We start from the raw sequence: 12,986 nt of genomic DNA on the forward strand, positions 1-12,986 counted from the left end.
AACGCTTGCATCCCTTCCCTACAGCCCTGAAAATGAGAAGCATTATCTTCAATAAAATCAGGATGCCGCTCTGTGAAAATCGCTGCCGTTTGCCGCAATGCCCTTCTTTTAACAGGACTTTTTGTTTTAGGACTAACCTCAGCCGCCGCCGACGACTGGCCGCGCCAGGTCTCCGACAGCCGCGGCGTTCACACGCTTGAGAGCAAACCGACGCGCATTGTCTCCACCAGCGTGACCTTAACCGGCTCCCTGCTGGCCATTGACGCGCCGGTCATTGCCAGCGGAGCGACCACGCCGAACAACCGCGTGGCGGATGCGCAGGGCTTTTTACGTCAGTGGGGCGATATCGCGAAGCAGCGTAAGGTTGCCCGGCTGTACATCGGCGAGCCGAGCGCCGAAGCGGTCGCGGCCCAGATGCCGGACCTGATTTTGATCAGCGCCACCGGCGGGGATTCCGCGCTTGCGCTCTACGATCAGCTTTCCGCCATCGCGCCGACGCTTATCATCAATTACGACGACAAAAGCTGGCAGGAACTGCTGACCCAGCTGGGGACGATCACCGGGCAGGAGACACAGGCCGCAGAGCGCATCGCTGCCTTCGATAAACAGCTCGCCCAGGTGAAGCAGCAGATGAAGCTGCCGCCACAGCCGGTGAACGCCATCGTTTACACCGCCGCGGCACACACGGCGAATCTGTGGACGACAGACTCCGCGCAGGGCAAGCTGCTGCACCAGCTGGGCTTTACGCTGGCGGACCTGCCTGCCGGTTTGCAGACCTCAACAAGCCAGGGCAAGCGCCACGACATTATTCAGCTGGGTGGAGAAAATCTGGCGACGGGGCTGAACGGCGAAGGGCTGTTTGTGTTTGCCGGCGACCAGAAAGACGTGAATGCGATTTACGCCAATCCGCTGCTGGCGCATCTGCCGTCGGTCAAGAACAAGCGCGTCTGGGCGCTGGGAACGGAGACGTTCCGCCTGGATTATTACAGCGCGATGCTGGTGTTAGACAGATTGAATGCGTTGTTTAAGTAGGCATTTTCCCTCCCTCTCCCCGTGGGAGAGGGCCGGGGTGAGGGCATCAGGCCGCACCGTCGTTCAACGCGGCCTCCTGCCTGAACCGCCGCAATTCCACCAGCGTCACCAGTAAGATCGCGCCAACCATCGTTAACACAAACCCGCTGCTGCTCGCCGACGCCACCGGGGTCATTATCGCCCCCAGCCCGCCGAGGATCGCCGCGCCAATCGCATCGCCCGTCACGTTCTGCGCGGTCCACAGGCCGTTGATACGCCCCAGCATCCCTTCCGGCGTCTGGGTCTGGATCAGGGTGTACTGTAAAAGTGAGCTGACCGCGCTCAGCCAGCCGAAAATCACCAGACACATCACCCCCAGCGCCCACACCGGCATCAGGCTAAAGAAACCAATGGCGATAAACGAGACCAGCGTCGCCACCAGCATGATCAACCCCGGTCTCGCGCTCTGCGCCAGGTTGCCGCTGGTCAGCGCCCCGAAGGCCGCACCGAGCGGAATGGCGGCGTACAGCACGCCAATCTCTGAGGCGCTCATCTGCCACTCGCCCGCCAGCGCCGGGTAAAGCACGCGCACGGCGCTCGCCATCGTCAGCAGGCCGCCGAGCAGCGCAATGCCGCCAATCAGCGGGTTGCTGAACAGAAAACGAATCGCGGCCATCAGGGACTTCACCGGATGCTCGCGCGGCTGCGGCGGGGGTGGCAGGAGCGGCAGACGCAGCAGCGTCAGGGTGGTGATAAAGGTTCCGGCTGCGGCAAGGCCGTAGTTCCACGCCACGTTGCCGGTCGCCAGCAGCAGGCCGCCCACCATCGGCGAAATCACCGAGCCGAGGCGCACGGTGAGCATGGTGATCGCCCCCGCCTGCATCAGGTTCTCGCGCCCGACCAGCGCGGGCGTGGCCGCCAGCAGTGCCGTCACGCCTAACGAAGCAAAAAAGCCGTCCCACAATCCCAGCACGTAAATGGCCACCAGCGACGGCTCCGGCAGCATGGCGTTCAGGCACAGCCCGACAAAGCCCACCCCGCAGGTGCCGCGCGCCAGCAGGATAAGCTTTTTACGCTCGTAGCGGTCCGCCAGCACGCCGCCCACCATCAGGCCGATAAACATCGCCCCGCCGGTTAAGGTGACGGATAGCCCTACCAGCCAGCTGGAGTGAGTCATGGTCTGGATTTGCACCGGCACGGCCACACCAAGCAAACCGAGGGACAAAATGGAGATAAAGCGAGCGATAAAAACGGCGCGATACGCCGGGTGTGTTTTGAGCAGGCTGAGGTTAAGCAGCCAGGATTTTTGATTCATGACAAAGCCTTGAGTCTATTTCTACCCATTCCATGGGCGCACATGCTAACATAGCCAAATAAGATAGATAACGATAATCACTATCATTATCAAATCATGGATGTTGCTATGTCGTTTTCCTCTTCTGCGGTGCGCGCCCTTGCCGTGCCCGTTTTATTGCTACTGCTAATCCTTGCGATTGCACTCAGCCTGCTGGTCGGCGCAAAACCGCTGCCCGCGTCCGTTATTGTCGATGCGCTATCCGGTACCTGTCAGAGCGCCGACTGCACCATCGTGCTCGACGCTCGCCTGCCCCGCACCCTTGCCGGCCTGCTGGCCGGTGGTGCGCTCGGCCTTGCCGGTGCCCTGATGCAAACCCTCACCCGCAACCCGCTGGCGGACCCTGGCATTCTCGGCGTGAACTCTGGTGCCAGTTTCGCCATTGTGCTCGGCGCGGCGCTGTTTGGTTTCACCTCTCCGTCTGAACAGCTGGTGATGGCCTTCTGCGGCGCGCTGGCCGCCTCGCTGGTGGTGGCGTTTACCGGCAGCCAGGGCGGCGGACAGCTCAGCCCGGTACGCTTAACGCTGGCGGGCGTAGCGCTCGCGGCGGTACTGGAAGGCTTGTCCAACGGCATCGCCCTGCTCAACCCGGACGTGTATGACCAGCTGCGCTTCTGGCAGGCGGGTTCGCTGGATATTCGTACCCTTGAAACCTTAAAAGTGGTGGTGATCCCGGCGAGCGTCGCTGCCGCCGTGGCGCTCTGTTTAAGCCGGGCGCTGAACAGCCTGAGCCTCGGCAGTGACACCGCGACCGCTCTCGGCAACCGCGTGGCGCGTACGCAGCTGACGGGCCTGCTTGCCATCACCGTGCTGTGCGGCAGCGCGACCGCCGTAGTCGGCCCGATTGCCTTTATCGGCCTGATGATGCCGCACATGGCGCGCTGGCTGGTGGGGGCGGATCACCGCTGGTCCCTCCCGGTAACGCTGCTGGCGACCCCTGCCCTGCTGCTATTTGCCGACGTGCTGGGCCGCCTGCTGGTGCCGGGCGAACTGCGTGTCTCGGTGGTCAGCGCCTTTATCGGCGCGCCGGTGCTGATCTTCCTGGTACGACGCAGACGCGGGGGTGGCGCATGATGGCCCCGTCCCGTCGTTTACTCACCAGCGTCGCCCTGCTGGTCGTCGCCTGTCTGCTGCTGGCGGTCTGGAGCCTGCAAAGCGGTGCCGTAACGCTTGATTTCGCGCAGGTCTTTCACGCTCTCACCGGCAGCGCGCCGCGTAACATCACCATGGTGGTCACCGAATGGCGACTGCCGCGCGTGGCAATGGCGATCCTGGTTGGCGCAGCGCTTGGCGTCAGCGGCGCGATATTCCAGTCGCTGATGCGTAACCCCCTCGGCAGCCCGGACGTGATGGGCCTGAATACCGGCGCGTGGAGCGGCGTGCTGGTGGCGATGGTGCTGTTCGGGCAGCATCTCACGGCCATTACCTTTACGGCGATGGCGGGCGGCATTCTCACCTCCCTGCTTATCTGGGCCCTGGCCTGGCGCAACGGCATCGACACCTTCCGCCTGATCATCATCGGGATCGGCATCCGCGCGATGCTGATGGCGTTTAACACCTGGCTTCTGCTACAGGCGTCGCTGGAAACCGCACTCTCCGCCGGGCTGTGGTACGCCGGTTCCCTCAACGGTCTGACGTGGGTAAAAACCTGGCCCGCCGCGCCGCTGATTATCCTGATGTTTATCGGCGCGTTGCTGCTGGTCAGGCGCATGCGGCTGCTGGAGATGGGCGACGACAGCGCCTGCGCGCTGGGCGTGAGCGTAGAGCGCTCGCGCCTGATGCTGATGCTGGTGGCGGTCTTGCTGACCGCAGCGTCTACCGCCATCGCCGGGCCGATCTCGTTTATTGCCCTTGTCGCGCCGCATATCGCGCGGCGACTTAGCGGCACCGCGCGCTGGGGATTAACCCAGGCGGCGCTGTGCGGTGCAGTATTACTGCTGGCCGCCGATCTCTGCGCCCAGCGGCTGTTTACGCCTTATCAACTGCCGGTGGGCGTGGTGACCGTCAGCCTCGGCGGGATTTACCTCATCGTCTTGCTCGTTCAGGAGTCACGCAAGAAATGACAGATTTAACCACCCGCTTGCGCGGCGAAAACTTGACCCTCGGCTACGGCAAAAAAATCATTGCCCGGGACTTATCCGTTGCCATTCCGGACGGCCACTTCACCGCCATTATCGGGCCAAACGGCTGCGGCAAATCAACATTGCTGCGCACGCTGAGCCGCCTGATGTCGCCGGTTGAGGGCTGCGTGTTCCTCGACGGGGAGCAGATCCAGCGCTTCGCCAGCAAAGAGGTGGCGCGCCGAATTGGTCTGCTGGCGCAAAACGCCACCACGCCGGGGGATATTACCGTGCAGGAGCTGGTCTCCCGCGGGCGCTATCCGCACCAGCCGCTGTTTACCCGCTGGCGCAAGGAGGACGACGAGGCCGTGAAGCGCGCGATGCAGGCGACGGGCATCACCGAGCTGGCCCAGCAAAGCGTCGATACCCTCTCCGGCGGACAGCGCCAGCGCGCGTGGATCGCAATGGTGCTGGCGCAGGAAACCTCGATCATGCTGCTGGACGAGCCGACGACCTGGCTGGATATCAGCCATCAGATTGACCTGCTGGAGCTGCTGAGCGAGCTGAACCGTACGCAGGGGTACACCCTGGCGGCGGTGTTGCACGACTTAAACCAGGCGTGCCGCTACGCGACGCATCTGATTGCGCTGCGCGACGGCGAGATTGTGGCGCAGGGCGCGCCGAAGGAGATTGTGACGCCAGAGCTGATCGCGCGGATCTACGGCATGCGCTGCATGATTATTGACGATCCGGTGGCGGGTACGCCGTTGGTGGTGCCGCTTGGAAAACGTGCGGTCTGATGCCCTCACCCCGGCCCTCTCCCACAGGGAGAGGGAGCAAACCATCCCCTCTCCCCGTGGGAGAGGGTTAGGGTGAGGGGCATTTGCACTATCCTAAAATTTCCTTCAGTACCGGCCCAATTTTCTCAAACGCCTGCGGTGAAATAATATCCACGTGGGCGCAGTCCTGGCTGTAGACCTCCAGCTCGCCCACCCACGGCGCCCACGCGGCCTGAGGATCCTGGGTTCGCGTTCGCTCGGCGACAAACAGCGTCGCTTTACCGTCAAAGCGCGCGCTGTGTGCGGTGGTGAGCAGCCGCACCGCGTCGGCGTAGTTGCCCTCAATGGCGTTAAACAGCTCGCTGGAGCCCTGCCCCTGCTGGGCGGCGATAAACGCCTGACGCTCGCGCTCGATCTCTGCCAGCACCGCCGGGTCGAGGCCGTTGGCCTCTTTCTCCGCCCAGTTCTGGGTTTCCGGCGGCCAGGTATCCAGCAGGCCGAGGAACGCCACCGCTTCACCCTGCTCGCGCAGGCGGGCCGCAATGCCCTGCGCCAGCGTGCCGCCGAGGGAATAGCCGAACAGGTAATACGGCCCCTGCGGCTGCTGCTTACGCAACGTGTTCAGATGATGTTCGATCACCCCATCGAGATCCGCGCACTGCTGCATCGGGCCGTTTGGCCGCGGCGACTGAATGCCGACGATGGACCAGCGCGGGCTGAGGTAGCGCGCCAGGACGCTAAACTGCCAGGCAAAGCCGGACGCCGGATGGAAGCAGAACAGCGTCGGGCCGTTGCTTTCACGCAGCGGCAGAAGGGTTTCATACCCCAGACGCTGCGCCTGCTCGTCGCTCATCTGCGAGTCCAGCAGGGCGCTAAGCTTGCTTACCGTCGAGGCGACCATAATCTGCCCCGGCGTGACCTTACGGCTGAACGCACGGCTGAGCTGAGCCGCGAGGCGCATCGCCAGCAGCGAGTGGCCGCCGAGGGCAAAGAAATCGGCCTCGATATCGTTCACCGCGCAGCCCAGCAGGGAAGAAAACGCCTGCGCCACGGCCACTTCGGTTTGCGTCTCAGGTGCGCGACCGGAAGTTTTGCTGGTCAGGTCCGGCAGCGGCAGCGCCTTGCGATCCAGCTTGCCGTTGGCGCTTAACGGCAGCGCGCTGATTTGCAGCAGCACCACCGGCACCATATGCGGTGGCAGCTGGGCTTTGAGTGATGCAAGCAGCGCGTCGCGGTCCAGCGGTAAGCCAGATTCAGAAACCACGTACCCCACCAGCTGTCGGGCATCGCCACCCGTCGCCGCTGCCTGGTTGAACACGCAGGCGTGCGCCACGGCTTGCGCCACGTCCGGCAGCGCAAGCATCGCCCGGTCGATTTCACCCAGCTCGATGCGCTGGCCGCGAATTTTTAGCTGGTCGTCGCTGCGGCCCAGATATTCCACCGCGCCGTTATCCAGCCAGCGGGCAACGTCACCGGTGCGGTACATCCGCTCGCCCGGCGCGAACGGGTCGGCGATAAAGCGGCTGGCGGTAAGGTCGGGGCGTCCCAGATACCCCTGCGCCAGCTGGATGCCGGTGAGATACAGATCCCCCGCCACGCCGAACGGTACCGGGCGCATCATCGCATCCAGAATGCGCAGCCCCGTATTCCATACCGGGAAACCGATCGGCACGCTGTTGCCCTCCACCGCCGCCAGCTCGGGGCCGTACGCCGGATACCAGCTGACGTCCACCGCTGCTTCGGTCGGGCCATAGAGGTTGTGCAGCGGCGCATGGGTGAGCTGTTCCCACTCGCGACACAGCGCAGTCGGCAACGCCTCGCCGCTACAGAACACCTGCTTCAGCGTCCTGCAACAGTGGGCGTTTTCCGGCGTCAGCGAGGCGACGAACGCCGCCAGCATCGACGGCACGAAGTGGGTGGTGGTTACGCCATATTGTGCGAAGAAGCTCTGCATCGCCTGCGGATCGCGGTGCGCGTCCGGCTCGGCCATCACCAGCTTCGCCCCGGCGATAAACGGCCACCAGAACTCCCACACCGACACGTCAAAGCTGCACGGGGTTTTCTGCGCCACCACGTCATGCGCCGTCAGTGGATAATGATCCTGCATCCACTTCAGGCGGTTAACGATGGCGGTATGGCCGACCATCACCCCTTTTGGACGTCCCGTCGAACCGGAGGTAAAGATGATGTACGCGGTTTGCTCCGGCTTCGCCAGGCGCAGCGGTTCAGCACCCGAGGTCGGTAATAGTGTGTTGTAACTAAACGTCTCGACGGAGAGATCGCTAAAGCGCGGAAGCTGCTCGTCGGTGGTAATGAGCAGGGACGGCTTCGCGTCCTCGAGCATCATCCGCAGGCGATCGTCCGGGTAGCCGGTGTCGAGCGGCAGCCACGCGGCGCCCGCCTCCACAATGCCGTGCAAGGCTAACGTCAGGAACACCGAGCGCGGAAGCGCCACCGCCACGCTGTCGCCCGGCTTCACGCCGCGCGCGCGCAGCAGGTTTGCCAGCGCGACCACCTGCTCGCGCATCTGGCGGTAGTTCAGTTCAGTATGGGCATCCGCCAGCGCGGGGGCGTCCGGCGTTTTGCTCGCCTGCTCCGCGACCAGATCCGCCAGCGTGGTGGACGGCAGCGCCAGCCCGGTATCGTTAATGCGCGCCAGCCGGGCGTATTCCTGCTCTGATACGGTTTCCACGTCGCCACAGCGCAGGTCCGGGTTGGCGGCAAACTGCGTCAGCATTGCGTTCAGCCGCACCGCGTGACCCTTTAGCGTCGCCTCGTCGTAACGCTGCCCGTTGGCGAGGATCTCAATGCTCAGTCCGCCCTGCTCGTCCGGGAACAGCGCAAGCTCCAGATCGTTCACCGGGCCGGTCGCCAGCGTGTGGGTAATGGCCTCCACGCCGTCGATATCCAGCTGATAATCGAACACCTTGACGTTCAGCACCGGACCAAACAGGGCTTCATCGCCTGCGGCACGTCCGCTGTCGCGCACGATCTGTTCGGCGTCGTAACGCTGATGGCGACGCATCTTTTTCAGCTGGTTCGCCAGGCGCAGCGCCAGTTCCGGCAGGCTCTCGTGCGGGCGAATATTCACCGCCAGCGGCAGGACGTTGAGCACCGGTCCGGTCGCGGTCAGCGCGGCGGAGCCCATGCGGCGCATAAAGATAAACCCGGCGGCGTAGTCCAGCCGTCCGGTCAGGCGGCCCAGCCACAGCACCACCAGCGCAAGCGCCAGATCGGTACGCTGCGCCTGGCCTGCCATCTGTGCAAGCTGGCTGAAAGCACGTCCGTCCATCGCCATTTTCAGGCGCAGGATGTCGGTGGTGGTGGCGTGTCCAGGCAGGGGCGCGGAAGAGAGCGAGACCGGAGAAGGAAGCTGTTGGCGCTGTTCGGCCCAGAAAGCACCGTCGCGCTGATACGCCTCACTGTCGCGATAGCGCTGGTACTCCTCCACCACCTCGGCGAACGGGGTAAACGGGGAGGCGGGCGCGGGTTCCCCTTTCTGCCACGCAGCGTAAATGGCGGCGATCTGACGCGTAATGGCCGGGAAACTGAAGCCATCTACCACCAGATGATGATACCGCTGATACCAGTACCAGTGGCTTTCTCCCACCTGGATCAGCTGGTGAAACGCCAGCGGCTGACCGCTGTCGACGCGCAGGTTCTGCTTGAGATCGGCTTCCATCAGCGCCACGGCGGCGTCGTGGGAGTCAACGCGCACGATGGACGGCTCCGGCAGGAGCATGGCCTCATCGATCCACTGCCACACCTCACCGTGATCTTCGGCAAAACGCATCCGCAGGGTGTCGGCCTGCATCATGCCTTCAGCGATGGCTTTTGCCAGCAATGGCGCATCGATAGCGCCTTTCAACTCGGTATAGTGCGCGACGCTCCAGGCGTTTGGCAGGGAGGAAAGCTGCTCTGCCATCCAAATCCCCGGCTGGGCGGCGACAAGAGGGAGACGGTTCATGCGCGCTCCCCCGCAAAATAAAACGGCTCAAGCGTCTGCCACTGTTCCGCCAGCCACTGCTGGCACGCCTCCTGAGATTGCGGTTCGCAGACCACGCGCCAGCCCGCGGGCAACTCGCACTGCTGCGGCCACAGGCTGTACTGCCCCTGGTCATTTTGCAAAATGGCGAACTGTCCCTGCGGATTATCGAAAGGATTGCTGAATTCCATACAGACTCCGTTATTGAATAAGCGGCTGCCAGAGGGTCATCAGCCCCTGCGTCAGCCCACCGCGCCAGCAAAGCGCATCGTGTCCGCCGTCAACCTGACGCCAGAAAACCGGTTGCTGAGTGTGTAGTTCGGCGAAGATCGCCTGGTTGGCGCGCAAAATAAGCGGCTCGTTGCGCCCGGCCTCAAGGACAATGCGCAGCCCGCGAGCGGTTTTTTCACCCGCTTTGAGTTGTTCGATGAGCAGCCCGTCCTGCTGCGCGCCGCGGTGCGGCCACCAGTAGGATCCGGACTGGCTGAGGATGCAGCCAAAACGCTGCGGCCAGTTGAGGCCCGCATAGAGGGAAGAGAGTCCGCCGAAGCTCTGACCCGCCACCACGGTATGGTCGGCGCGGTCGCTGAACGGAGCCATGCTTTTCACTTGCGGGAGAAGTTCTTCCTGCACCGCCAGCCAGAAATCAGGGTTGCACGGCAGCTCGCGGCTGCGGTGTGCGGTGTCAATGACGTCAATTAAGACATAAACCGCAGGCGGCAGTTTGCCTTCATGGGTGAGCGACGCCAGAGCAGGCCAGACGGGCATGCTTTCGGCCCAGAACTGCCCGTCAAGGAGCACCGCCAGCGGGCGCTCGGGGCTTTCATCCCCGGTGGTAAAAATCCACACGCGGCGACGGTTCTTCAGACGCGCGCTGTGCCAATCAATACAGACAGGCTTATTGTAAGGGGTATCGGGATGGTTCCAGCCGGGCTGTACGGGCGCCTCCGGCATCTCCAGCGCCGAGACGGCGTGCCCGCGCCCGCCGCGCCAGCTCTGCGGATTCAGCGGGTCGGACACCGCGTGCGGCAACAGTTTACGCCAGCCTTCGCGCAGCGCCATGCGGTCCGGCTGCTCGCCTTCAAACACTGCATCGGCAAAATCGTTTTCGTTATCGGAGGGGATAAAACAGTAGCTGCCGCGCCATTCGGGGCTGAACTCGCCCTGCCACTGCCAGACGTCGGTATCCGGGACACGTTCAAGGGATTGCGGACGGGCATTTTGATGGTGATCGGTCACGCCGGTGACGTAGAGCCAGACGCGTTTCACCGTCGAGGTTTTCTGCGTTCCCGCCGGGTCCCGCCACCAGAATGTTACGCGATAGTTTTCCTGATGACGTTCCCGTTCCGGCCCGTTTTTCGCCTGCCACCACGCTTCACTTCCGGTTGTTAACACCGTCACCCTTATAACCCCATGTTTAACAGTCTTTTTTGTTTCAGAGCAAATTTTATTGATAATATTATTGATAACTATTTGCATTTGCAATAGCGTAATGCCCGCGCTGTGGGAAGCGCGCTCATTAAATAACCATAAAAGCGGGACGTACAATGAATAAGAAGATTCACTCTCTGGCCTTGCTGGTCAATTTAGGGATTTATGGTGTCGCGCTGCCCGCCATGGCAGACGACAACACCGCCTCCGCGCAGCACGAAGACACCATGGTGATCACTGCCGCCGAGCAGAATTTGCAGGCGCCGGGCGTGTCGACCATCACCGCCGATGAGATCCGCAAAAACCCGCCAGCGCGCGACGTGGCGGAAATCATCCGCACCATGCCGGGCGTTAACCTGACCGGCAACTCCACCAGCGGCCAGCGCGGGAACAACCGTCAGATTGACATTCGCGGCATGGGCCCGGAAAACACCCTGATCCTGATCGACGGCAAGCCGGTCACCAGCCGCAACTCCATCCGTCTGGGCTGGCGCGGCGAGCGTGATACCCGCGGCGATACCGGCTGGGTCCCGCCGGAGATGATCGAGCGCATCGAAGTGATCCGTGGCCCGGCTGCTGCCCGCTACGGTAATGGTGCGGCGGGCGGCGTGGTGAACATCATCACCAAAAAATTTGACGACCAGTGGCACGGCTCCTGGAACACCTACCTGAACGCGCCAGAGCATAAAGACGAAGGTTCCACCAAACGCACCAACTTCAGCCTGAGCGGCCCGCTGGGCGGGGATTTCAGCTTCCGCATGTACGGTAACCTGGATAAAACCCAGGCCGACGCGTGGGATATCAACCAGGGTCACCAGTCTGACCGCACGGGCGCTTACGCCAACACCCTGCCCGCAGGCCGTGAAGGTGTGGAAAATAAAGACATCAACGGCGTGGTGCGCTGGGACTTCGCGCCGATGCAGTCGCTGGAGTTTGAAGCGGGCTACAGCCGCCAGAACAACCTGTATGCGGGCGACACGCAGAACACCAACAACGACAACGCGCTGGTGAAGAAGAACTACGGTAAAGAGACTAACCGTATCTATCGTCAGAACTTCGCCGTGACCTGGAACGGCGGCTGGGATAACGGCATCACCACCAGCAACTGGGCGCAGTACGAGCACACCCGCAACTCTCGTCTGGGTGAAGGGTTGGCGGGCGGTCTGGAAGGCCTGTTCAACAGCAATAAATTCACCGATACCGATCTGGCCGACGTGATGCTGCACAGCGAAATCAACCTGCCGATTGATTTCATTGTGAACCAGAACCTGACGCTCGGCACCGAGTGGAACCAGCAGCGCATGAAGGACTCAACCTCCTTTACACAAACCCAGCAGGGGGGCACCATCCCGGGCATGAGCGAAGATCGTAGCCCGTACACGTCAGCGGAGATCTTCTCCCTGTTTGCCGAAAACAACATGGAGCTGACCGACAGCACCATGCTGACCCCTGCCCTGCGCTTCGACCACCATACTATTGTGGGTAATAACTGGAGCCCGTCCCTGAACCTGTCGCAAGGTCTGGGGGATGACTTCACCCTGAAGATGGGCATCGCGCGCGCCTATAAAGCGCCAAGCCTGTATCAGACCAACCCGAACTACCTGCTGTACAGTAAAGGCCAGGGCTGCTACGCCAGCTCCGACGGCGTGGGCTGCTACATGATGGGTAACGACGATCTGAAAGCGGAAACCAGTATCAACAAAGAGATTGGCCTGGAGTGGAAACGCGACGGCTGGCTGGCTGGCGTGACCTGGTTCCGCAACGACTACCGCAACAAGATTGAAGCGGGCTACGCGCCGATTGGCCAGACGTCCACCGGCAAAGTCACCACCGATATCTACCAGTGGGAAAACGTGCCGAAGGCGGTAGTGGAAGGTCTGGAAGGCTCCCTGAACGTGCCGGTCAGCGACACCATCAACTGGACCAACAACATCACCTACATGCTGCAAAGTAAGAACAAGGAGACCGGCGATCGTCTGTCGATCATCCCGGAGTATACGCTGAACTCTACCCTGAGCTGGCAGGTACGTCAGGATGTCTCATTGCAGTCGACCTTCACCTGGTACGGCAAGCAGCAGCCGAAGAAGTACAACTACAAAGGTCAGCCGGTGACCGGGTCTGAGAAAGACGAAGTCAGCCCGTACAGCATCGTTGGCCTGAGCGCGACCTGGGACGTGACCAAAAACGTCAGCCTGACCGGCGGCGTGGACAACGTCTTCGACAAGCGCCAGTGGCGCGCGGGTAACGCCCAGACCACGGGTAATACCACGACGGGTGCGTATATGTACGGCGCGGGTGCGTATACGTATAATGAACCGGGTCGCACCTGGTACATGAGCGTAAATACGAGGTTCTGATACAGGCAG

The 12,986-nt window shown here is 62.4% G+C and carries 9 protein-coding genes; 5 read left to right on the top strand and 4 right to left on the bottom strand.

Features of this window, described 5'->3' with window-relative positions; translation table 11 throughout:
* Positions 1 to 72: 72 nt before the first annotated feature.
* A complete protein-coding gene (fepB, locus tag ACOTX4_RS05280; protein ID WP_023324291.1) occupies positions 73 to 1,032 on the top strand; it encodes a Fe2+-enterobactin ABC transporter substrate-binding protein in 960 nt (319 codons plus the stop codon).
* A gap of 46 nt (positions 1,033 to 1,078) precedes the next feature.
* Here fepB and entS read toward each other — a convergent pair whose 3' ends face one another.
* On the bottom strand, positions 1,079 to 2,326 hold the full coding sequence (entS, locus tag ACOTX4_RS05285; RefSeq protein ID WP_045332405.1) for an enterobactin transporter EntS: 1,248 nt from the start codon (positions 2,324 to 2,326) through the stop codon (positions 1,079 to 1,081).
* 108 nt (positions 2,327 to 2,434) lie between these two features.
* On the opposite strand from entS, the gene fepD reads away from it, so the two are divergent.
* From fepD to fepC, 3 genes are read left to right on the top strand one after another with little or no spacing between them, the layout of a single operon-like run.
* Positions 2,435 to 3,439: a Fe(3+)-siderophore ABC transporter permease gene (fepD, locus tag ACOTX4_RS05290; RefSeq protein ID WP_022650567.1), complete on the top strand. Its 1,005-nt coding sequence runs from the start codon at positions 2,435 to 2,437 to the stop codon at positions 3,437 to 3,439.
* Positions 3,439 to 4,428 carry an iron-enterobactin ABC transporter permease gene (gene fepG, locus ACOTX4_RS05295; protein WP_072139725.1) on the top strand — a complete coding sequence of 330 codons (990 nt, stop codon included), beginning with the start codon at positions 3,439 to 3,441 and terminating at the stop codon, positions 4,426 to 4,428. Before fepD ends, fepG begins: the two co-directional genes overlap by 1 nt.
* Positions 4,425 to 5,225 carry an iron-enterobactin ABC transporter ATP-binding protein gene (gene fepC / locus ACOTX4_RS05300; RefSeq protein ID WP_045332407.1) on the top strand — a complete coding sequence of 267 codons (801 nt, stop codon included), beginning with the start codon at positions 4,425 to 4,427 and terminating at the stop codon, positions 5,223 to 5,225. The genes fepG and fepC overlap by 4 nt, the downstream gene beginning before the upstream one ends.
* 88 nt (positions 5,226 to 5,313) lie before the next feature.
* Here fepC and entF read toward each other — a convergent pair whose 3' ends face one another.
* The 3 genes from entF to fes are packed head-to-tail and all read right to left on the bottom strand — an operon-like array spanning position 5,314 to position 10,590.
* Positions 5,314 to 9,171, bottom strand: a complete 3,858-nt coding sequence (gene entF / locus ACOTX4_RS05305; RefSeq protein ID WP_045332408.1) for an enterobactin non-ribosomal peptide synthetase EntF — start codon at positions 9,169 to 9,171, stop codon at positions 5,314 to 5,316.
* On the bottom strand, positions 9,168 to 9,380 hold the full coding sequence (locus tag ACOTX4_RS05310) for an MbtH family protein (protein WP_003858806.1): 213 nt from the start codon (positions 9,378 to 9,380) through the stop codon (positions 9,168 to 9,170). The genes entF and ACOTX4_RS05310 overlap by 4 nt, the downstream gene beginning before the upstream one ends.
* A gap of 10 nt (positions 9,381 to 9,390) precedes the next feature.
* Positions 9,391 to 10,590 (bottom strand): enterochelin esterase, encoded by a 1,200-nt coding sequence (gene fes / locus ACOTX4_RS05315; protein WP_032608817.1) that lies wholly within the window; start codon positions 10,588 to 10,590, stop codon positions 9,391 to 9,393.
* Positions 10,591 to 10,736: 146 nt separating this feature from the next.
* On the opposite strand from fes, the gene ACOTX4_RS05320 reads away from it, so the two are divergent.
* Entirely contained in the window at positions 10,737 to 12,977 is a 2,241-nt protein-coding gene (locus ACOTX4_RS05320) for a TonB-dependent siderophore receptor (RefSeq protein WP_003858810.1), read from the top strand.
* The last annotated feature ends 9 nt before the right edge of the window (positions 12,978 to 12,986 follow it).

It is taken from the genome of Enterobacter cloacae complex sp. IR5459 (assembly GCF_049238005.1).
GTDB classification, from domain to species: domain Bacteria; phylum Pseudomonadota; class Gammaproteobacteria; order Enterobacterales; family Enterobacteriaceae; genus Enterobacter; species Enterobacter hormaechei_C.

Bases quoted from the DNA above. Each gene is read 5' to 3' on its own strand.
- ACOTX4_RS05320 (WP_003858810.1), top strand. From the start codon at position 10,737: ATGAATAAGAAGATTCACTCTCTGGCCTTGCTGGTCAATTTAGGGATT.
- entS (WP_045332405.1), bottom strand. From the start codon at position 2,326: ATGAATCAAAAATCCTGGCTGCTTAACCTCAGCCTGCTCAAAACACAC.
- fepD (WP_022650567.1), top strand. From the start codon at position 2,435: ATGTCGTTTTCCTCTTCTGCGGTGCGCGCCCTTGCCGTGCCCGTTTTA.
- fepG (WP_072139725.1), top strand. From the start codon at position 3,439: ATGGCCCCGTCCCGTCGTTTACTCACCAGCGTCGCCCTGCTGGTCGTC.
- entF (WP_045332408.1), bottom strand. From the start codon at position 9,171: ATGAACCGTCTCCCTCTTGTCGCCGCCCAGCCGGGGATTTGGATGGCA.
- ACOTX4_RS05310 (WP_003858806.1), bottom strand. From the start codon at position 9,380: ATGGAATTCAGCAATCCTTTCGATAATCCGCAGGGACAGTTCGCCATT.
- fepC (WP_045332407.1), top strand. From the start codon at position 4,425: ATGACAGATTTAACCACCCGCTTGCGCGGCGAAAACTTGACCCTCGGC.